The 20,196-nt window shown below is 38.6% G+C and carries 22 protein-coding genes; 1 reads left to right on the forward strand and 21 read right to left on the reverse strand.

Translation table 11 applies throughout. The annotated features are described in order from the left end of the window. From CDOM16189_RS00295 to CDOM16189_RS00380, 18 genes are all read right to left on the reverse strand, one after another. Positions 1-741, reverse strand: a complete 741-nt coding sequence (locus CDOM16189_RS00295; protein WP_169973380.1) for a TonB C-terminal domain-containing protein — start codon at positions 739-741, stop codon at positions 1-3. Continuing rightward, complete coding sequence (locus tag CDOM16189_RS00300; RefSeq protein WP_169973382.1) at positions 734-1,126, reverse strand: biopolymer transporter ExbD; 393 nt, start codon at positions 1,124-1,126, stop codon at positions 734-736. The genes CDOM16189_RS00295 and CDOM16189_RS00300 overlap by 8 nt, the downstream gene beginning before the upstream one ends. A 4-nt stretch (positions 1,127-1,130) precedes the next feature. Continuing rightward, entirely contained in the window at positions 1,131-1,706 is a 576-nt protein-coding gene (locus CDOM16189_RS00305) for a MotA/TolQ/ExbB proton channel family protein (RefSeq protein WP_169973385.1), read from the reverse strand. Further along, complete coding sequence (atpC, locus tag CDOM16189_RS00310) at positions 1,706-2,095, reverse strand: ATP synthase F1 subunit epsilon (protein ID WP_169973387.1); 390 nt, start codon at positions 2,093-2,095, stop codon at positions 1,706-1,708. Before atpC ends, CDOM16189_RS00305 begins: the two co-directional genes overlap by 1 nt. A gap of 19 nt (positions 2,096-2,114) precedes the next feature. Continuing rightward, on the reverse strand, positions 2,115-3,512 hold the full coding sequence (atpD, locus tag CDOM16189_RS00315) for a F0F1 ATP synthase subunit beta (protein WP_169973389.1): 1,398 nt from the start codon (positions 3,510-3,512) through the stop codon (positions 2,115-2,117). Between the two features lie 12 nt (positions 3,513-3,524). After that, entirely contained in the window at positions 3,525-4,412 is an 888-nt protein-coding gene (gene atpG, locus CDOM16189_RS00320; protein ID WP_169973391.1) for an ATP synthase F1 subunit gamma, read from the reverse strand. Between the two features lie 9 nt (positions 4,413-4,421). Beyond that, a complete protein-coding gene (gene atpA, locus CDOM16189_RS00325) occupies positions 4,422-5,942 on the reverse strand; it encodes a F0F1 ATP synthase subunit alpha (protein ID WP_502707244.1) in 1,521 nt (506 codons plus the stop codon). A 13-nt stretch (positions 5,943-5,955) separates the two neighbouring features. Continuing rightward, on the reverse strand, positions 5,956-6,486 hold the full coding sequence (locus CDOM16189_RS00330; RefSeq protein ID WP_169973392.1) for a F0F1 ATP synthase subunit delta: 531 nt from the start codon (positions 6,484-6,486) through the stop codon (positions 5,956-5,958). Beyond that, on the reverse strand, positions 6,486-6,995 hold the full coding sequence (locus CDOM16189_RS00335; RefSeq protein ID WP_169973395.1) for a F0F1 ATP synthase subunit B: 510 nt from the start codon (positions 6,993-6,995) through the stop codon (positions 6,486-6,488). Before CDOM16189_RS00335 ends, CDOM16189_RS00330 begins: the two co-directional genes overlap by 1 nt. Before the next feature lie 9 nt (positions 6,996-7,004). Then, a complete protein-coding gene (locus tag CDOM16189_RS00340) occupies positions 7,005-7,427 on the reverse strand; it encodes a FoF1 ATP synthase subunit B' (RefSeq protein WP_169973398.1) in 423 nt (140 codons plus the stop codon). A 99-nt stretch (positions 7,428-7,526) separates the two neighbouring features. Beyond that, a complete protein-coding gene (locus tag CDOM16189_RS00345; protein WP_169973399.1) occupies positions 7,527-8,387 on the reverse strand; it encodes a ParB/RepB/Spo0J family partition protein in 861 nt (286 codons plus the stop codon). A gap of 3 nt (positions 8,388-8,390) precedes the next feature. Next, positions 8,391-9,173 (reverse strand): ParA family protein, encoded by a 783-nt coding sequence (locus tag CDOM16189_RS00350; protein ID WP_169973401.1) that lies wholly within the window; start codon positions 9,171-9,173, stop codon positions 8,391-8,393. Further along, positions 9,170-9,805: a biotin--[acetyl-CoA-carboxylase] ligase gene (locus CDOM16189_RS00355; RefSeq protein WP_170000675.1), complete on the reverse strand. Its 636-nt coding sequence runs from the start codon at positions 9,803-9,805 to the stop codon at positions 9,170-9,172. Before CDOM16189_RS00355 ends, CDOM16189_RS00350 begins: the two co-directional genes overlap by 4 nt. A 12-nt stretch (positions 9,806-9,817) precedes the next feature. After that, entirely contained in the window at positions 9,818-10,738 is a 921-nt protein-coding gene (fmt, locus tag CDOM16189_RS00360; RefSeq protein WP_170000676.1) for a methionyl-tRNA formyltransferase, read from the reverse strand. A 25-nt stretch (positions 10,739-10,763) separates the two neighbouring features. Next, entirely contained in the window at positions 10,764-11,810 is a 1,047-nt protein-coding gene (gene obgE, locus CDOM16189_RS00365; protein WP_170000677.1) for a GTPase ObgE, read from the reverse strand. A gap of 190 nt (positions 11,811-12,000) precedes the next feature. Next, positions 12,001-12,258, reverse strand: coding sequence for a 50S ribosomal protein L27 (rpmA, locus tag CDOM16189_RS00370; protein ID WP_169973408.1), 258 nt, complete (start codon positions 12,256-12,258; stop codon positions 12,001-12,003). A 12-nt stretch (positions 12,259-12,270) separates the two neighbouring features. Continuing rightward, complete coding sequence (gene rplU, locus CDOM16189_RS00375; RefSeq protein WP_169942268.1) at positions 12,271-12,585, reverse strand: 50S ribosomal protein L21; 315 nt, start codon at positions 12,583-12,585, stop codon at positions 12,271-12,273. 145 nt (positions 12,586-12,730) lie between these two features. Further along, complete coding sequence (locus CDOM16189_RS00380) at positions 12,731-13,762, reverse strand: cytochrome-c peroxidase (RefSeq protein WP_169973410.1); 1,032 nt, start codon at positions 13,760-13,762, stop codon at positions 12,731-12,733. Positions 13,763-14,093: 331 nt separating this feature from the next. On the opposite strand from CDOM16189_RS00380, the gene flhB reads away from it, so the two are divergent. Further along, a complete protein-coding gene (gene flhB / locus CDOM16189_RS00385; protein WP_169973412.1) occupies positions 14,094-15,173 on the forward strand; it encodes a flagellar biosynthesis protein FlhB in 1,080 nt (359 codons plus the stop codon). Positions 15,174-15,200: 27 nt separating this feature from the next. Here flhB and CDOM16189_RS00390 read toward each other — a convergent pair whose 3' ends face one another. The 3 genes from CDOM16189_RS00390 to polA all read right to left on the reverse strand — a co-directional run bounded on the left by CDOM16189_RS00390 (position 15,201) and on the right by polA (position 20,186). Continuing rightward, the gene (locus CDOM16189_RS00390) at positions 15,201-15,419 is read right to left on the reverse strand and encodes a hypothetical protein (RefSeq protein WP_169973414.1); all 219 of its coding nucleotides are present in this window, start codon (positions 15,417-15,419) and stop codon (positions 15,201-15,203) included. Between the two features lie 200 nt (positions 15,420-15,619). Continuing rightward, the gene (locus tag CDOM16189_RS00395; protein ID WP_170000678.1) at positions 15,620-17,290 is read right to left on the reverse strand and encodes an anaerobic C4-dicarboxylate transporter; all 1,671 of its coding nucleotides are present in this window, start codon (positions 17,288-17,290) and stop codon (positions 15,620-15,622) included. A 247-nt stretch (positions 17,291-17,537) separates the two neighbouring features. Next, positions 17,538-20,186: a DNA polymerase I gene (polA, locus tag CDOM16189_RS00400; protein WP_169973418.1), complete on the reverse strand. Its 2,649-nt coding sequence runs from the start codon at positions 20,184-20,186 to the stop codon at positions 17,538-17,540. Between the last annotated feature and the right edge of the window lie 10 nt (positions 20,187-20,196).

A 20,196-nucleotide genomic window follows, 5' to 3' on the forward strand; every position in this document is an offset into this window, starting at 1 on the left:
TTATTCTATTTTATCTACCAAAGTGGTTTTAAGAGTAACTGTCCTTCCTAACTCGGAAGGCGGAAATTTTTCAAAGGTCATACTTTGTAAAAATTCCCTGACCTTGTCATTAAATTCGCTATTATATGATAATTTTTTAATATCATAACTAAAATTTCCACTCAAATCTATACTAATTTCAACTTCAGCATTATCGTTTGAATCAGCTTTATAAGCACTCCATTTTGCCTGCAAAATTCTTTCAATCTGCCCGAAATAAGGGTGATATTCGCCTGTCATTTGCGTTTTAGGAGCTTTCGCTACTTTATCAAGTTTTAATGCATTTATAACATCGCTTGCCTTTTTTTGAGAGTTTTGAGATTGATTTTTTTCAGGCTTTTTTCTGCTCTGCTCTTTTAAAGACTCGGTCTTTTTTACAACCTTATCGTCTTTAAGCTTAGATATGTTTATATCCTTAAAAAGATCCTTTAGGCTCGGCTCTTCTGTTTTTTGGACAATTTCAGGCTCCTCTACTTTTACCACTTCTTCTTTTTTTTCAGGAGCCTTTACTACTATATCTTGCTCACGCTCAACTATCATAATATCCATAAAGGCATCTTTTGTATCGGTATATTTTTTAGGTTCTTCGCTTCTAAAATATGTAAGTTTTATAAAAATACCGCTCACAATAGAAATATACAGAATAAAAGAGAGCATAAAGTAGCTAAAAGTATTAAATTTTGGCTCTAAAATTTTATCCATTCGTTTGGAGTGCCACCTTTGAGAATCCGGCATTTTTAATACTTTTTAATACAAACATAACATCGTCATAAAGTAAATTTTTATCAGCCTTTATATAAACGGCTGAATTTTTATCATATTTTGCACCTAGAAGTGCTATATTGTCTGGCAACTCTTGAAGGCTCATAGTGCTTTGATCTATCCTAACCTTTCTTTGCGCATCTACTATTACGGTTAGATCCTTCTGCTCTGCCGAGAGTGTTTTTGTCTTAGAGCCGTCAGGTAACACCACCTGCTCTTCATATACAAGAGTAGGCGTAGTAACCATCAGTATCGCAAGCAAAACAAGCATAATATCAACCAAAGGAGTGATATTAAGCTCTGGAGTCTCTTCGAGATTTATCATAAATTTAGCTCTCTTCTTTGTTTGCGATTAACATATCAGCTTCTCTTCTAACAATACTCATAAGCTCATACGCCTTTCTTTTGAGAAGCAAACTAAAGGTATATGCAGGAATTGCGACAAAAATACCTGCTCCTGTAGCTACAAGAGCTTCGGATATGGCAGGTGCTATTACTCCAAGGGACGAATTTCCTCCTTGTCCAAGCTTTGAAAAGGTCTCAAGTATTGCCACAACTGTGCCAAAAAGCCCAATAAAAGGCGATGTAGATGCAATAATCCCAAGCCAAGTAACACCGCTTGTGGCATTTTTTTCCGCCATACTTATACAAATACCAAGTTTTTCTTTACAAATTTTACCAGAGGCGCATCTTTTTAAAGAAGAGTCGTTTGAAATTACTTTAGAACTCATAAACAGTGATTCTAAAGCATTTTGCTCTTTTTTTTTCCATAAGGCAAGTTCTACCATACGAGAAAAAAGTATGGTAAAACTTATAATAAAATATAGCGATAGCCAAGCAAGAACAAAAATAGTTATAAAGCTACTTCTTGAATAATAATTTAAAAATATATCAAGACCTGCCACTATTTAGCTCTCGCCATACTATCAAGTTTTGCAACTGTTGCCGCAAATGCATTTGTCTCACTGCTCATGCTCTGAATAAGCTCTTTTGCCTTTTCAAGAGAGTGAGCTAACTCACTCTCAGAGCTTCCTGATACATATACTGCACCATCTGCAAGCACAACCGCCTTGCCTTCATCAATTTTCACATATCCCCAATTTATAGCTACGATATCGTGATTTTTATCTTCGTTTTCTATATCTACAAGACCCGCTTTTAATAGCGATATCAAAGAGGCGTGTCCCGGCAAAACGCCGAATTCTCCTTCGCTTCCAGGCAAAACCACGCTTTTAACATCATTTGAAAAAACAAGTCCTTCAGGCGTCACAATCTCTAAATGTAATTTATTCATTACGCTTCCTTATTAAATTTTAGCCTTTAAGTTTTTCAGCTTTTTGCATTACCTCGTCTATATTTCCAACCATATAAAACGCTGCCTCAGGAAGATCGTCATATTTACCATCTAAAATTCCTTTAAAGCCAGCAATGCTCTCTTCTAGGCTTACATATTTTCCGGGACTTCCTGTAAAGACTTCAGCCACGAAGAATGGCTGAGACAAGAATCTTTCTATCTTTCTTGCTCTATCAACTGTAACTTTATCCTCTTCGCTAAGCTCATCCATACCAAGAATCGCAATAATATCTTGCAAGTCTTTATATTTTTGTAAAACAGCCTGAACACCGCGTGCAACTTTATAGTGCTCTTGTCCTAAAATTTGCGGATCAAGCATACGTGAAGTTGAGTCAAGCGGGTCAACCGCAGGATAAATTCCCTTCTCTGCAATAGCACGGTTAAGAACCGTAGTAGCATCAAGGTGAGCAAAAACTGTCGCAGGAGCAGGGTCTGTAAGGTCGTCTGCCGGAACATAAACAGCCTGAACGGATGTAATTGAGCCTTTTTTGGTCGATGTAATTCTCTCTTGGAATTTACCCATTTCGCTTGCAAGTGTAGGCTGATAACCAACGGCTGAAGGAATACGTCCAAGAAGCGCTGACATCTCTGAACCTGATTGAGAGAATCTAAAGATGTTGTCAATAAACATAAGAACGTCAAGCCCCATCTCATCACGGAAATACTCAGCCATCGTTAGACCTGTTAGCGCGATTCTGTTTCTTGCCCCCGGTGGCTCATTCATCTGGCCATAGCATAAGGCAACTTTATCCAAAACGTTGGATTCTTTCATCTCGTGATAAAGGTCGTTTCCTTCACGAGTTCTCTCTCCAACGCCTGCAAACACAGAATAACCGCTATGTTTAAACGCAACGTTGTGAATAAGCTCCATAATAATAACCGTCTTACCAACACCAGCACCACCAAATAGTCCAACTTTACCACCTTTTGCATAAGGAGCAAGAAGGTCAACTACTTTGATGCCTGTTTCAAAAATTTCACTCTTTGTGCTTTGCTCTTCAAACGCAGGAGGATCACGGTGTATAGACCATCTCTTATCAAAATTTAATTCTTCACCCTCATCAATCAAGTTGCCAATAACGTTAAAAATTCTTCCCAAAACTTTCTCACCAACCGGAACAGTAATAGGCGCTCCAAGAGCAGTAGCTTCCAAACCCCTAGTAAGACCTTCACTCATATCCATAGCAATGGTTCGTACGCGGTTATCTCCAAGGTGAGCGGCAACTTCAAGAACAAGCTTATTCTTCTTACCTTCCACTTCAAAATTTACCTCAATGGCCTCGTTGATTTTTGGCAAATACTCGCTAAAATCGACATCAACGACAGGTCCCATTACTTGAGAAATAATACCTTTCATTAATACTCCTTTTTATTTCATTGATTCAACGCCACTGATGATCTCGATAAGCTCAGTGGTAATAGACTGTTGTCTAGCTTTATTATAAGCCAGATTCAGCTCCCTAACGCGCTCTTTTGCGTTATTTGTTGCATTATCCATTGCCTGCATTCTAGCACTATGCTCTGCAGCAAGACTATCGACAAGCGCATAATACATACTATACTCAAAATATTTTTTAAGTAGTTCATCTAAAATTTTGCCGTCATCATCGCCAGGCTCAAATTCCATTAAGGAATTAGTCTCAACCTCGACTATCTTAGGTGGCTCAACTGGAACTATATCATTTATACGAATTTGCTGAGATATCATATTGTTATAGCCGTTATGAACTAAAATAACCTTATCGGTAACTCCATTTATAAAATCATCAATAGCCTCTTTTATGACTTCTTGAGCCTTCTCGTAAGTAGGAGATGAGCTATATCCGACATAAGTTTTAAGAAGCTCTATGCCTTGGAAGTTAAAGAATTCTATTCCTTTTTTGCCAACGGCCCTTAGCCTGATCTTAACTTTTTTGGCCTTAAATTCATTTATCATATTTCTAACGGTTTTAATAGTCTGAATATTAAAGCCTCCGCAAAGCCCTTTATCAGCTGTTACAAAGATAATATCAACCTTCTCTACACTATTTTTAGTGTTAAAGAATTTACTCTCCGAATCAACAGAGCCGTATTGATTGATCTTATATGCAATCTCTGATAAAACCTCATTGATCTTAAGCGCATATACTCTAGAGTGACGAGCCACATCTTCCGCTTTTCTAAGTTTAGCAGTAGAAACAAGCTTCATCGCACGCGTCGTCTTTTGAGTGTTCTGAACGCTTTTGATCTTTCGTTTTATATCTTTTAAATTTGACATATCTTAACCTTAGTTAGCAGCAAATGTCGCTTTAAAGTCTTTTAGTGCCTTATGTAAAAGCTCTTCAATCTCTTTATCAAGTACTTTTTTTGTTCTAATCTGATCAAAAATTTCAGGATATTTCGCCTCTATATAAGGATATAGTTCTGATTCAAACTTATTGATTGCGCCTACAGAAATATCATCTAAATAACCCTTAGCACCAGCAAAAATAAGAACTACTTGATTTTCTACAGGAAGAGGACTGTATGGAGGTTGTTTTAAGATCTCAACCATTCTTTGTCCACGCTCGAGCTGTCTTCTTGAACTCTCGTCAAGATCGCTCGCAAACTGAGCAAACGCTTGAAGCTCGCGGTATTGCGCAAGGTCAAGTCTTAAGTTACCAGAAACTTGCTTAATAGCTTTAATCTGAGCTGCACCACCAACACGAGAAACAGATAGACCAACGTTAATCGCAGGGCGGATACCTGAGTTAAATAGATCTGACTCAAGGAAAATTTGACCGTCCGTAATAGAAATAACGTTTGTTGGAATATAAGCAGAAACGTCACCCGCTTGAGTCTCGATTATAGGAAGCGCAGTAAGTGAACCGCCACCTAATTTATCATTTAGCTTACTTGCACGCTCAAGAAGTCTTGAGTGAAGGTAGAAAACGTCACCAGGATATGCTTCACGTCCTGGAGGTCTGCGAAGAATCAAAGACATTTCGCGGTATGCAACAGCGTGCTTTGAAAGATCATCATAAATGATTAATGCGTGGCGTGAGTTGTCACGGAAATATTCACCCATAGTTACGCCCGCATACGGGGCAAGGTATTGAAGCGCCGCAGCATCTGATGCGCCTGCGTTTACAACTATAGTATAGTCCATAGCACCGTACTCTTCGAGTTTTTTAACAACTTGAGCGACGGTTGATTGTTTTTGTCCGATAGCAACGTATATACAAATTACATCTTGACCTTTTTGATTAATGATAGTATCGATTGCTACGGTAGTTTTACCTGTTTGGCGGTCGCCGATAATAAGCTCGCGTTGTCCACGTCCGATTGGAACAAGAGCGTCAATAGCTTTAATACCTGTTTGAAGAGGCTCATGTACTGATTTTCTAGCCATGATGCCTTTTGCTTTTTCTTCAACGAATCTAGTTTCACTAGCATCTATTGGACCTTTAGCATCTATAGGCTCACCAAGTGAATTTACAACACGTCCTATAAGAGCATCGCCCACAGGAACACGAAGAAGTCTAGCTAGACGTTTTACCGAGCTTCCCTCTTTAATATTATCAGTTTTACCAAGGATAACTATACCCACACTACTCTCTTCAAGGTTAAGGGCCATACCTTTTTCACCGCTCTCAAACTCAACCATCTCGCCAGCCATAACGTTTTTTAGACCATAAACATTCGCAACACCGTCAGCTACCGAGATAACCTTACCTGTCTCTTCAACATCAACACTAAGATCGAAATTTTCGATTCTTTCCTTGATGATAGCGCTAATTTCATCCGCTTTTATTTTCGTTGCACCCACGCTTTTTCTCCTTTTAAATTGCTTTTAATATATATTCAGTCATTTGAGATTTAAGTCTATCTATCGAAAGACTAGCCTCCACACCCAAATCGTCCAACTCTATTTTTATACCGTTATAATCGCTTTTTACAGCTTCTAACATGATTTTTGCATTAAATCTTTTAGAAAAGCTTTTTTCAAGCTCAGTAATTTGAGATTGATCAATCTCAAAATTTCCATAGATTGTGCCACGGAAAATATTATCCATTTGAGCTTTTTGCACTGCAAGCTCATTAAGTATATCAGGCAAGATATCAAGCCTTTTATTCTCGCCTAAAAGCTTGATAAAATTTATAAATTTAGGATTATCGTTACTTAAAAAAGACAAGACAAGGCTTATTTTCTTATCATTTTTTATACTAGGAGAAGCTATAATGTTTCTAAATTTATTAATATTAAATGCACTTACAACAACATCTAGATCGCTTATAAATTTCTCAAGATCATCTCTGTTAAGATCAGCCATTAAAGCTTTTACATATTTTTTTGCTATCAACTCTTTCATTAGCCAACCTTTTTAAGAACAATATTAACAAGTTCGTTTTTATCGATTTTAAGGCTATCGCTTTCAAAAACTTCATTTAAAATTTCAACTACAACGTTTTTTACGGCACGTCTTCTTTCAAATTCTTTTTGTTCCTGGAAGCTCTTTTCAAGGCTTAAAAGCTCTTGATTAGTCTCTGCTTTTATCTTTTCGCATAATAATAAAGCCTCTTTTCTAGAAGTCTCAATAAGGCTTATAGCATTGTTTTTAGCCTCTTCAACTCTTTTAAGAGCATCGTTCTTTTTAGCCTTTGACTCTCTTAACTTCTTTTGAATATTATCAAGCCTAATCGCTATACTTTCAATTCTAGCCTTATAAGCATTTTTAACAGGGGTAGCTATAAAATAATATAAGATTCCAAAAAACATTAAAAAGTTTAGAATTCTTGCTACTATATCATAGCTGTGTCCGCTAGATTCACTAGCTAAAGCAAAAAACGGAACAAGCAAAATAAGATAAATTTTCTTCATACACTCTCCTTAAATTTTTGCCAATTTTGTTCTAAGAACACTCTTAAGGTCAGGCAACCTAGTAATCAAATCAGACTTAAACTCATTTTTTTGAGCCTGCAAATTTTGCATAAATGCCTCATAATCAGCCTCTAAAGTAGCGCGCTTTTGCTCTATTATTTTTGCTGCACTCTCTTTTGCTGCGTTTAAAGCCTCTTGTTTGATTTTACTGGCTTCATTTCTGGCAGACATAATTATCTGCTCAATCTCAGCCTCATGGACACTAAGATCGCTTGTATTTTTAATAGCACTTTCTTCATCATTTTTAATAGCCTCATTTCTCGAATCAATAAAATGAATCAGAGGTTGATAGAGGATTGAGTTTAAAATAATGATGAGTCCTATAAAAACCACTGCCGTTAGAATTACTAATGGCAAATCGACTTGTAACATTAAATCTCCTTATGACTCTGTATATTTTGTGTAAAAACAAAAAATCGGTTTATTCTACAATATTAAAAGAAAAAATAAGCTAAATTTACTAGCGAATTTCTATCTTATTTTATATATAAAATTCTCAATATCCGATATATCTTTAAATTCAAGTATCAAATTTCTATTTTTAATTTTTGATTTTATGTGGAGTTTTTCTAGAAGCTCTTTTAAATGATCTAGCTTTTGAGTGTATTTTTCATCGATTTTAAAACCGATTTTTTGCGAGCCTTTGCTTTTATCTTTTAAATTTTTAACCAAATTTTCAGTTTCGCGAACGCTCAATCTCTGTCCGATTATCGTATCGACAGCCATTTTTTCATCATTTGGCTCAAGCCCTACGATTACTTTAGCATGTCCTTGGGTTATCTTTCCTTCTTTTATGAGATCTTGAGTATGAAGGCTTAAAGACAAAAGCCGCATTGTGTTTGTTATCTGAGTTCTGCTCTTATGTATGATGTTTGCAAGTCCTTCTTGCGTGATCTTATACTCGTCAATTAGCTCTTTATATGAATTTGCAAGCTCGATAGGATTAAGATCTTCTCTTTGAATATTTTCAATAAGTGCAAGTTCTCTTAAATTTTTACTCTCGATATCGGCAACTATGGCTTTTATTTTCTCGGCGCCTAAAATTTTAGTCGCTCTAAATCTTCTTTCGCCGGCTATCAGCATATATCCGTCATCTTTTTGTATGACGATTATAGGCTGGATAAGTCCATGTCTTTTTATTGATTCGCTTAGCTCTTTTAAGGCTGTCTCATCGAAGTGTTTTCGTGGCTGATAAGGGTTTTCGGTTATTAATTTTACATCGATTTCGGTTACTATATCGCGATTTCCGCCACTTAACTCAGCCTTATAAGCAAGCTCAACATCTTCAAGTATAGCTCCCAATCCGCGTCCCAAACTACTCTTTTTAGCCATCTTTTATCCTAAGATCGCGTAAGCTAAATTTTGATACGCCTGAGAGCCTGGAGATTTGATATCATAGAGTATCACTGGCTTACCAAAGCTTGGAGACTCGGCAAGCTTTACATTTCTAGGCACGATCACAAAATCCTCACTATCGTCTCTTAGTTTAAACAGCTTGTTTTCAAAATGTTGCTTTAAATTCGCCACAGTCTCTTTTGAAAGGTTGTTTTGAGAGCTGTACATAGTTGGTAAAAAGCCCTTTATGGCAAGCTTCGGATTTATAGTTTTTTTGATTATTTTAACCGTGTTTAAAATTTGCGCCAATCCTTCAAGTGCGTAAAATTCGCATTGTATAGGAATGATCACGCTATCGCTTGCGCTTAAAGCGTTTACGGTTATGCTGCCAAGTGCGGGCGGGCTATCGATGATGATAAAATCATACTCGTGTAAAACTTCTGCGATTTTATTTTTAAGGATTAGTTTGTAATCCTTGCTCTGATCGTTAAATTCCTGCTCGATACCCACTAAACCGATGTTTGAAGGAGCTAGAAAAAGTGTAGGAATTTCAGTTTTTAGAACTATCTGAGAAAGCTTCTTGCGCCCTGTTAAAACGTGATAGATATTGTATTCATAGTCATTTCTGCTAAAGCCCATTCCCGTAGTCGCATTTGCCTGAGGATCGATATCTATGAGTAAAACTCTCTTTTCCGCAACCGCCAAAGAAGCCGCCAAATTTACCGCTGTGGTCGTTTTGCCCACACCGCCTTTTTGGTTTGCTATGGTTATTATCTCGCTCATCTTAAAGAATACACCCTTTTTTCATTTACTAAAATAGCTCCATCATCGCAAATTTCTGCGTCTTGCAGCGATATCTCTTGCCCGTCTATATGCGTGATGAATTTTTTTGATTTCTGAAAGTCTAACCTAAATTTGCTAAAAATCTGCTTCCATAAAATCTTTTTTTCTAATAATTCACAAAATCCCCAAACTGCTTCATTTTGACTAATTTGTATATCCAAAATACCCGCATTTTTTGGTGCACCGACGAGATTTAAGCCCATGCCGCAAATATAATTTTCGCTTATCTTTGAAGTAATTGTTCCGCCGATTTTTTTATCTTCTATGTAAAAATCATTGGGCCACTTGATCCAAATTTCAGAGCCTTGCGAAGCTAAAAATTTACGCATAATCATCGAAAAATAAATAGATATGGAGGCCTCATGCAAATCATTTGGCAAAAAGCTCCTATCCACACAAAAAGAAAAAAACAAATTCCCTCTAAATCCTTGCCACTCGTTATTTCTGCTGCCTATACCTTTGGTTTGCTCGTTTGCTACGAGCATAAAAGGCGGCTTTATCGCTCCTGCACGCACGCCTTCGCAGACAAATTCCTGTGTTGACGGGATTGAATCAACAAATTCAATTACCAAAATCAGCTCTTATCATAAAATTTTATCGCCCACTCTAAGGCGTTTGCCGTTTATATAAGAATTTGCATCGACGGCCTTTTTGGCAGGCTCTTGCAGGGAGTAAATTTTAACGGCTCCGCTCTTGCAACCCACCACAAAACTATCTTTATAAATGCTTAAAATCTCTCCCGCTTCGCCACTTGAGCTTTCAAATAACTCCAAAGATAAAATTTTAAGTCCGCTCTCAAGATAAATTCCCGGCCAAGGAGTAAGCGCTCTAAATTTATTATAAATTTCATGTGCCTCTTCGTTAAAGCTAAAAAGCCCGTCCGTTTTTTGTATCTTTTTACATTCTGTTGCGAGGTTGTCATCTTGTTTGATAGGAGTTAAATTTTGAAAATTTAAGAGCGTTTTTACTATTAGTTCGCCCGCCATATCGCCAAGTTCGCTAAAAAGCTCTTGCGCCATTTTGTTTTCGCAGTTCGTATAGGCAAAATCAAGCATATCGCCTGTATCAAGCCCTTCGTTCATAAGCATAGCCGTTACTCCGGTTTGCTTTTCACCTTCTAAAATCGCGCTTTGAATCGGACTTGCGCCGCGGTATTTCGGCAAAATCGAAGCGTGTAAATTTATACAAGGAGCGATGTCAAGTATGCTTTTAGGCAAAATTTTTCCATACGCCGCCACAACTATAAAATCAGGCTTCAAGTTTGAAATTTGCTCAGCCACCGCTTCATCTCGCAAAGTCTTTGGCTGAAATATCGGCACAGTGGGCAAATTTGCCTCGCTATAAATCTTAACGCTACTGGGAGTTAGTATCTGCTTCCTGCCCACGGGCTTATCAGGCTGTGTGAAAACGGCTACGATATTAAATTTCGTCTCAACAAGTGCTCTTAAAATTTTAGTAGCATACTCGGGTGTTCCCATAAAAACGATATTTGTTTGCTCTTGCATCACTTTAGCCTATTAGCTTAACAGATTATTTTTCGGCTTTTAGAAGTTCTAAAAGTGCAAATTTAAGCTCATTTATATTTTCCCCGCTTGCAGACGATATCGGCATGATAAAAAACGGTTTGGCAGCATCAAATTCATACACGTCTTGCTTGTAGCTTAAAAGATCGCTTCCAAGCCCAAGACTCTTAATGAAGTCCGAAATTTTATCCACCTCTTCGCAAGCATCAAGCCTAGTAAGTGCGATAGCATAATCCCTGCCGCCAAGCTCACTTGAAAATTTGCTAACCTCGGCTTTAAGAGTGCCAAACTGCTCTTTAAGGGTTCGGTAATTGGCAAGATCTAGCATATAAAGTAAAACTTTAGTCCGCTCAATATGCTTTAAAAACTGCACTCCAAGCCCTCTTCCGTCGCTTGCCCCCTCAATAATGCCAGGGATATCAGCCATAACAAAGCCGCTATATTCATCAACTTCTACAAGACCGAGCTTTGGCGTGAGTGTCGTAAATTCATAGTTGGCAATCTGCGGCTTGGCGTTTGAAACGGTTGAAATGAGCGTGCTTTTGCCGACATTTGGAAAGCCGACAAGCCCTACGTCGGCTATGAGCTTAAGCTCAAGACGAACGTTGCAAATTTCTTCCGGAGTGCCCTTTTGGGCGTATTCGGGAGCTTGATTAGTCGAGCTTTTAAAATGCACGTTGCCAAGTCCGCCTTTGCCGCCCTTTAAAAACATCTTGCGCTCGCCCTGCTGCGTTAAATCAAGCAAAAGCTCGCCGCTATCGGCATCATAGACAGCAGTTCCGGGAGGTACGACCAACTCAAGGTTTTCGCCTTTTTTACCAGTCATCCTGCGACCCATCCCGGGCTCTCCGTTTTGAGCTTTTAAGGCACGCTTGCCCTTATAAGCTGCCAGCGTGTGAGAGTTGTTATCAACGATAAAATACACGTCTCCGCCGTCTCCGCCGTCTCCGCCGTCAGGTCCGCCTAGTATAACGTGCTTTTCACGACGAAAACTGACCGCACCTGCTCCGCCGTGACCCGAACTTAATGTCAAACTTACACTATCTATAAACATAAATTTACCTTAAAATTTTCTTTTCATTATATCTTTTTGTTGATTAAAATTTGATTTTAAAATTCTCACAATTATAAATCTGCCTAACATAAATTTATAATATAACGGTATTTAATTTGATTTAGCAGCAAGAGTAAAATATTTTTGTAAAAATTTAATGAAGAAAAGGAGAGCTAGGCCCTCCTAAAATTTAAGCAGCCGGATAAACAGAAACTTTTTTTCTTGTTTTATCTTTTCTCTCGAATTTTACATATCCGTCGATAAGCGCAAATATCGTGTGATCTTTACCAAGACCTACGTTGCTTCCGGCGTGAGTTGCTGTGCCTCTTTGGCGGATTATGATATTGCCGGCGCGAACAAATTCGCCTCCGAATTTTTTAACGCCTAAGCGGCGACCGATGGAATCTCGGTTATTCTGGGTTGAACCTTGACCTTTTTTGTGTGCCATATCTTAATCTCCTTAGGCTTGTATGCTTAAAACTTTAACGCGAGTAAATTGTCTTCTAAAACCGCGTTTTAATTTAGAGTCTTTTCTTCTGCGTTTTTTATAGATCACGACTTTTTTGTCTTTACCTAAATTTACGACCTCTAAGACAACTTTTGCACCCTTAACAAATGGCGCACCTACCTTCACTTCATCTCCGCCAAGAGCTAAAACTTCGTTTATTTCGATGTTTGCTTTTGGCTCGGCTTCAAAGCGATCAAGCTTAAGGTATTCACCTTCGCTCACTCTATACTGCTTTCCGCCGTGTTTTATAATAGCATATTTTGACATTGCTATCCCTTCTTTGGTAAGTTACCAAAAAGCACTTTTAAAAAAGATTTCTGGAGCTTTGTTGGTTGTAAGGAGTGGATTATATACTTTTTTTTATAAATTTAAGTTGAATTTAATCAGGAGGATAACCTCCCGATCATAAATTTTAGTAGTCTAATTCAGGCTTTGAAGTTTTATCTGTCGAAGCAGGAAACATCGGATATTCAACCTTTGGCATAGTTCCTGTTAAGGAATTTAAAAACGTTACCATATCGTTAGCTTCTTGCTCGCTTATCTCGATTCCAAGCTGAATACTACCCATGGCTTTTACTGCATCTTTTAGAGACCAAATAGCGCCGTTATGAAAATAAGGAGCTGTTAACTCGACGTTTCTAAGTGTAGGAGCCTTTACCATTCCGTTTGCGTCGCCTTTAAAATCACCAACATTTGCAAATTCATACTTGCCTGCAACTTCAAACGGTTGAAGAGTCCCGCCTAAATTGATGCCATTATGGCAAGATGCACAACCCTTATCCAAAAACACTTTTAAGCCTTTTTTCTCAGCTTCATTTAGTGCATTCTTGTCGCCCTCTAGGAATTTGTCAAATCTTGAAGGAGTTACAAGCGTTCTTTCAAAAATTCCAATCGCAGTCGTAACAAGATCAAAATTTATCTCGCTGTTAAATGCTTTTTTAAACTCGGCTACATAAGCAGGAATTGATTTAAGTCTATCCACCACAAGCTCAGGAGTTGAAGCCATTTCAGGAAGTGCTGTCATAGGACCAGCCGCTTGAGCTGCAAGGTGAGCTGCGCGTCCGTCCCAGAACTGAACCGCGTTAAACACGGAGTTATAAACGGTCGGAGCATTTACGTGGTGCGGGTTTGGCATCCATTTATGTCCCGTTGAAGCAGGAACGCCATCAACTCCGCCAAGCCCTAAGTTGTGACAGGTGTTACAGCTGATGATGCCTGATTTTGAAAGGCGCGGATCAAAATAAAGTCTTTTGCCAAGCTCATAAGCCGCCATTGTCGTAGGAAATGCTTTAGAATCAGGCGAAGCATCATTTATCATCTTTGTAAGAGTGTGCGGATCGCTTGGAATCGCAACAAGACCTGCGTCAAGCGCCTCTTTAATCAAATCGTTCGCAAAAATCGAACTAGCCAAAGCTGAACTCAGTAAGATAAACTTAAATTTCATACTTAATCCTTAAATTTAAAATAAAATCACAGAATAATATAATTTTTTCTATTAATTTAAAATAAATTTTATTGTTTGTTAAAAATTATTTTTAGATAGTATTAAGCAATTAGGATAAAATATCTCTGATTATTACTTAAAAGTTTCTATTTTAGATTTAATTTAGAATTTTAAATTTAAAAATACAAAGCAGTTTTGATATAATCACTAAATTCAAAATCACAAAGGAAATTTCTTGGTAAAATTTATCTTACTATTAGACACTGCTCAAAATTTTCCACTCAACTACACTAAGAAATTTAGCTTAATCTTAAATACGGCTAAGTAGATAATGGCAGAAAACGATCAAGAAAAAACTGAAGAAGCCACCTCCAAAAAGATAGAAGACGCCAAAAAGGACGGAAACGTCCCTAAAAGCCAGGACTTAGCGGGATTTATCACCCTTTTTGTGGCTATCTTTGCCGTAATTTTACTTCTTGGCTTTTTAGGCGAGCAGTTTTTCGCGCTTTATGTTTATTATCAGAGCTTAATCGGGCAAGAGATAGATGCAAAGCTCATTTATAGTATCGCACTTACAACGGTTTTTAGAGCGCTTTTAATGATTTTTCCAATTACCATTTGCGTAGCAATCGCAGGAATTATCGCAAATTTGATCCAGTTTGGATTTATCTTTACGACAAAGCCGCTTGAGCCAAATTTAAACAAAATAAACCCGATAAAAGGGCTTAAAAACCTCTTTTCGCTTAAAAAACTGATCGAATCCATAAAGATGACGCTAAAAGTTACTATCGTATTTAGCGTTGGATTTTTCATGTTTTTAAGCTTTATCAAAGAGCTTCCGCACACTATATTTTTGCCTATGGTAGCTCAGCTTGACTGGCTTAAAGAAAAGATGATAATCCTAGCTTTTGTCATGCTCATCGTGCTATTTGTCATAGCGATTGTTGATGTTCTTATCGTGCGTTTTCAGTATTTTAAAGACCTCAGGATGACCAAACAAGAGGTTAAAGACGAATACAAACAGATGGAGGGCGATCCGCAAGTAAAAGCTCGTATCCGCAGGCTTCAGATGGAGGCAAGCAGGCGAAGGATGATGCAAAATATCCCCGAAGCCGACGTCATCATCACCAACCCGACTCACTACGCAGTCGCGCTAAGATATGATAAAACCAAAGAAAAAGCGCCTGTCGTTATAGCTAAAGGGGTTGATTTCCTAGCACTTCGTATCAAAGATATCGGTATAAACAGCGGCGTTAAGATCGTAGAAAATCCGCCGCTTGCAAGAGAGCTTTATAAGGTGTGTGATATAAACGAGATGATACCTGCCGAGCTTTTTAGAGCGGTTGCGGAAGTCTTAAGCTTTGTATATATGAGCGATAGAGCCAAATTTGGCAATAGGCTAAAAAAATGAGTTATAGCTAAGCAGATTGATAAAAAATTAAACCATATACTTTAGTACAAAGCCGACTAACACCAAACTCATTACCACAATACTAGATGTTATATAAAAATCCATCCTGTCTTCAAATGCCTTTACAAAATTTTTTTGATTTTTTTCATAAGCTTTCTTTCGCATAAGCTCATCTTTCATCATACGCTCAACACTTCCCTCTTGAGATTCTATCTGAGAGTTCCAATAGCTATTTGGTCTTTTCACTTCCATCCAATCTTAATGTATTTAAAAAATATTTATAATCATATAAGTATACCACTAAAATTATAAAATAGTATCAAAATAAAATAATATTAAGTGTAATAATTTATAGTCTTACCTAAATTATATTATTTCGCAACACATATAAATATACTGCTTAAGTCTCTTTCTACAAGACTTAAGCAGATAAAAAATTCTAAATTTTAGCCCATATATCCATATAGACTCGCGAATATCCAGCCAAATAAGCACGACGAGAATACTCCAATAAGTCCAGGAATAATAAAACTATGATTTATAACATATTTACCAATCCTTGTAGTGCCTGAGCGGTCAAACTGAATAGCCGCAAGGTCGCTTGGATATGTAGGAAGTATGTAGTATCCATAGCAAGCAGGCGCAAAGGCAAGGATGATCGCAGGGCTAACGCCGATACCAAGAGCTAACGGCACGAAAGCCACAAGCGCGGCGGCCTGAGAATTAACAAATTTTGACACCAAAAGCAGCATAACCGCATATGTCCAAGGGTGCTGCTTAACGATATCTCCAAGTGCTTCTTTCATCATCGGAGTATGCACCGCAAACATCGTCTCAGCCATCCATGAAATTCCAAACACCGCAACAAGTGCGATCATACCTGAGCGGAAAATTTCGTTTTTGCTGATCTTGCTCGCATCCGTTTTTGTAAAGATGATGATGAGCGCACCGGCTAGTAGCATGAAAATTTGGATAACATCGACCATGCCCATAGAAGCCGGCTTTTTAACGCTATCTTTTACAGCGATCTTAGCTGAAGCTATGGTCTCGCTCTTATCTCCGGCATTTAGCACCACGCCGCCGTTTTCAGCTCTTAGACTTTGAGTTAGTTTGCCGTCTTTGCTGTAAATTTCGATATTTTCATAGCTCATAGAGCTTTTTGCCTTGCTTGAAGCAACAGTCTCTTCGATCTTGCCGTCTTTTACGATAGCTACGATCTTGCCGTCTTTTACGTTAAAGCTCTTAACCGCTTTACCGTCAGCTACAATCTCGACTACTTTCGCAGGATTTGATTTAGGCCATGCCGGGCGGTACTCTTTGAAGTATCCAAGCAGAGCAACAACCGCGATAGCACCTAAAAATATCCACATCGCGTTCCAGCTTGATTGTGGAAGCTTTTGACCGAGCAAAGAAGCACTTTCGCCGTAAACATATTTTTTAAACTCAGGATCTTTTATCTTCTCTTGGAATTCCTCGTCTTTATCAAGATCTTTGCCTCTAAACCAGCTAAAAATTCCGATCGCTAAAACACCACAAAATGTCGAAGGTATCGTGATTTTAAGAAGGTCCAAATAGCCATCAAATCCGGCAAGCTGAGTCTTGGAACTTACTAAAAATGCGGTTAAGGTTACGACCGCAACTGAAACCGGGCTTGCGATGATACCCATTTGCGCAGATACCGAGCTTGCAGCCATCGGGCGCTCAGGACGAATGCCGTTTTTGATAGCTATATCATAAACGATAGGTAAAATCGTATAAACAACGTGTCCGGTTCCGCAAAGTATCGTTAAAAAGCAGGTTACAAACGGCGCTAGGATACTTACGTATTTTGGATTTTTCCTTAAAATTCTCTCCGCTATTTGAAGCATAACGTCAAGTCCGCCGCTTGCCTGCAATGTCGCACTCGCAACAACAACGGCAAGGATGGTGAGCATAACGGCAATCGCCGGCTTACCAGGCTGAATGTGAAAGCCAAATACAAGAACGATAAGTCCTATACCGCCTAGCAAACCAAGCGCGATGCCGCCCTTTTTCGCCCCGTAAAATAGACAGACAAGAACAACTATAAGCTGAATGGCAAACTGCGTGCCTTCGCTTAAACTAGTCAAAAACTCCATTAATTCTCCTTTTGGAATGTTATTTTTTAGAGTATTAGCGTAATTTTAGCAAATACACAGCGTCAATCAGCTTAAATTTTATAGTTTTTATTAAATATCATTTTTAATAAGATAATTTAAGATTATTAAATAGGTGAAAATGTCACTAAAATAATATTTCTTGAAAATTATGTATTCGCAAAGCTGTTAAATTTGGGCAACGAAACTTGAAATTTATCTCACGCTTTGTATTTATAAAGCACAAATTTTACTTCAAATCACCCCAATTTTTCGCTATATTTAGTGAAGTCTTAAGCGGAACGTTAAGCCTACAAATACTTTGCATTACCTCTTTTGCCTGCTCGCCAAATTCTTGCGCAAAGCCATCTTCAACCTCAAATATAAGCTCATCATGAATTTGAAGCAGCATGTTGGCTCGCTCATCTAAAATTTTGCTGATTTTTACCATCGCAAGCTTTATGATATCAGCCGCCGAGCCCTGAAATATCGTATTTACAGCCTCACGCTCATACATCGCAAGCTGCATCGGAGTTGCCGTGCTAAAGTCAAAAAATCTTTTTCGACCAAGCAAGGTGGTGACAAATCCATTATTTTTAGCCTCGGTTTTAATGCTTTCTAAAAAGCCCTTAATGCTTGGAAAAGCCCTAAAATAGCGCTCTATATACTCTTTTGCTTCGGCGCGTGAGATGCCGACCTGCCCTGAGAGCTTGCTTGAGCCCATGCCGTAGATAAGCCCGAAATTTATACTCTTTGCTACGGCTCTGTTTTGTGCATTACTCTCTCCAAATATGCTAATCGCCGTTCTTGCGTGTATATCCTCATCATTTGCAAACGCCTCAAGCAGAGCGCTATCTTTACTAAAATGCGCAAGCAGTCTTAGCTCTATCTGGCTATAATCAAGCCCCACAAGACTAAAGCCATCCTTTGCCTCAAACGTCTCGCGAACCTCGTAAGCAAGGCTTCCGCGCGCAGGTATGTTTTGCAAATTCGGATTTTTGCTAGAAAGCCTGCCAGTACTCGTGCCCGTTTGCATAAAATTTGTATAAATTCGGCTGTTTTCATCGTTTTTAGCCAAATTTAAAAGCGGCTCGCAATAGGTACTTTGAAGCTTGTAAATTTCGCGATATTCAAGGAGTTTCGCTATAACAGGATGAGCTTCAAGCAGCTCGGTAAGCACGGCTTCATCGGTGCTGTAGCCTGTTTTAGTCTTTTTCTTAGCAGGCAAATTTAACCTCTCAAAGAGAACTTCGCCAAGCTGTTTAACGGAGTTGATATTAAAGCTCTCGCCGCTTAGCTCGTAAATTTCGGCAGTGAGACGCTTGATAGTGGCGTCATTTTGGATTATCAAATTTTGCATTTTTTGCCTGTTTAGCTTGATGCCGCGATTTTCCATATCAAAAAGCGTGATGAGAAAAGGGAATTCATGCTCGTTTGCGAGTTTAAGCAAATTTGGCTCAAGCAGATTTAAAAAGCTCTTATAAAATTTAAGCGTTATCCAAGCGTCCTCGCTCGCATATTTCGCGGCATTTTCAAGGCTAACACTGGCAAATGTTTCGCCACGCTTAACCACATCTTCAAATTTGATCGTATCGTAATTATAAAGCCTCTTTGCAAGCGCGTCCATACCCACAGCCTGTGAAGGTTCCATAAGCCATGCCATGATCATCGTATCTTTAAAATTTTTAGGTGGATTGAGGTTTAAATTTTGCTTTACGACCTTAAAATCATATTTTAAATTTTGCCCTATGACGCAGCCTTTGTAAATTTGCCCTACCGCCCAAGCCGCAAATTTAAGGCTTACTTGCTTGCTAACTCCAAGATAGCTGTGAGCTATAGGCACGTAGTAGCTATCGGTGTCGTTAAAGCAAAAGCTAAAGCCCACGATCTTGGCGTTATTTGCGTCAATGCCCGTAGTTTCGGTATCAAAAGCCACGATCGTCTCATCTGTGATATCTTCTAGCAAGCGCTCTATCTGGCTTTCATCAGTTAGCAAATGCGCGTTAAATCCAAGCTTAAATTCGGCGTTTTCTTCGCTATTTTGAAGCGATTTTAGTATGCGATTTAGGTCGTATTCGCGAAGCAAATCGGCAACCTTTAAAAGCGGATTTTGCGTAGGAAATAGCGCGTTTTCAAAGCTTTTTATCTCAACTGCATCGTAAAAAAGCGAGGTCAGCCGCTTGCTTAAAAAGGCATTTTCCCTATCATCAACTAGCATCTGCCTTGTGCGATCATTTCTTATAAAGCTTAAATTTTCATAGATATTTTCTAAATTTCCAAACTCATCAAGTAGCTTTTTAGCACCCTTTGCGCCGATACCTTTTACGCCGGGGATGTTATCTGAGCTATCTCCTGTAAGGGCTAGAAAATCGCGAATTTGAGAAGGTAGCACGCCATACTTTTCCACACAGCTTGTGCTATCGTGATCTATCTTGCTTTGCGGGCTATATATGCTTACTTTACCGTCTTCGATAAGCTGATAAAGGTCTTTATCGTGCGTTACGATTCGCACGAAGATATCTTGTTCTTTTGCTGTTTTTACCGCTGTTGCGATGATGTCATCAGCCTCATAACCCTCTTTTGACATCGCGCAAAGCCCCATCCGGCATATCATCTCTATACACACGGGAAGCTGTTCTTTAAGTGGTGCCGGCGGCTCGTCGCGGTTGGCTTTGTATTCGCCAGCCATCTCGTGGCGAAGTGTCTTACCCTTGCTATCTAGCGCAAAGATGATGTAATCACTTGGAAATTCATCCCTTAAATTCATAATGAAATTTGCAAATCCGCTCACCATCCCGCTTGGCTTGCCCTCTTTGTTTTTAAGGTTTGGCATCGCATAATAAAGCCTGAAAAAAAAGCCGAAAGTATCGATGATAGTGAGAGTTTTTTTGCCGTTCATTATTTTTCCT

Source organism: Campylobacter sp. RM16189 (assembly GCF_012978815.1).
GTDB lineage: Bacteria > Campylobacterota > Campylobacteria > Campylobacterales > Campylobacteraceae > Campylobacter_A.

Bases quoted from the DNA above. Each gene is read 5' to 3' on its own strand.
- CDOM16189_RS00295 (WP_169973380.1), bottom strand. From the start codon at position 741: ATGGATAAAATTTTAGAGCCAAAATTTAATACTTTTAGCTACTTTATG.
- CDOM16189_RS00300 (WP_169973382.1), bottom strand. From the start codon at position 1,126: ATGATAAATCTCGAAGAGACTCCAGAGCTTAATATCACTCCTTTGGTT.
- atpC (WP_169973387.1), bottom strand. From the start codon at position 2,095: ATGAATAAATTACATTTAGAGATTGTGACGCCTGAAGGACTTGTTTTT.
- atpD (WP_169973389.1), bottom strand. From the start codon at position 3,512: ATGAAAGGTATTATTTCTCAAGTAATGGGACCTGTCGTTGATGTCGAT.
- atpG (WP_169973391.1), bottom strand. From the start codon at position 4,412: ATGTCAAATTTAAAAGATATAAAACGAAAGATCAAAAGCGTTCAGAAC.
- CDOM16189_RS00330 (WP_169973392.1), bottom strand. From the start codon at position 6,486: ATGAAAGAGTTGATAGCAAAAAAATATGTAAAAGCTTTAATGGCTGAT.
- CDOM16189_RS00335 (WP_169973395.1), bottom strand. From the start codon at position 6,995: ATGAAGAAAATTTATCTTATTTTGCTTGTTCCGTTTTTTGCTTTAGCT.
- CDOM16189_RS00340 (WP_169973398.1), bottom strand. From the start codon at position 7,427: ATGTTACAAGTCGATTTGCCATTAGTAATTCTAACGGCAGTGGTTTTT.
- CDOM16189_RS00345 (WP_169973399.1), bottom strand. From the start codon at position 8,387: ATGGCTAAAAAGAGTAGTTTGGGACGCGGATTGGGAGCTATACTTGAA.
- CDOM16189_RS00350 (WP_169973401.1), bottom strand. From the start codon at position 9,173: ATGAGCGAGATAATAACCATAGCAAACCAAAAAGGCGGTGTGGGCAAA.
- fmt (WP_170000676.1), bottom strand. From the start codon at position 10,738: ATGCAAGAGCAAACAAATATCGTTTTTATGGGAACACCCGAGTATGCT.
- obgE (WP_170000677.1), bottom strand. From the start codon at position 11,810: ATGTTTATAGATAGTGTAAGTTTGACATTAAGTTCGGGTCACGGCGGA.
- rpmA (WP_169973408.1), bottom strand. From the start codon at position 12,258: ATGGCACACAAAAAAGGTCAAGGTTCAACCCAGAATAACCGAGATTCC.
- rplU (WP_169942268.1), bottom strand. From the start codon at position 12,585: ATGTCAAAATATGCTATTATAAAACACGGCGGAAAGCAGTATAGAGTG.
- CDOM16189_RS00380 (WP_169973410.1), bottom strand. From the start codon at position 13,762: ATGAAATTTAAGTTTATCTTACTGAGTTCAGCTTTGGCTAGTTCGATT.
- flhB (WP_169973412.1), top strand. From the start codon at position 14,094: ATGGCAGAAAACGATCAAGAAAAAACTGAAGAAGCCACCTCCAAAAAG.
- CDOM16189_RS00395 (WP_170000678.1), bottom strand. From the start codon at position 17,290: ATGGAGTTTTTGACTAGTTTAAGCGAAGGCACGCAGTTTGCCATTCAG.
- polA (WP_169973418.1), bottom strand. From the start codon at position 20,186: ATGAACGGCAAAAAAACTCTCACTATCATCGATACTTTCGGCTTTTTT.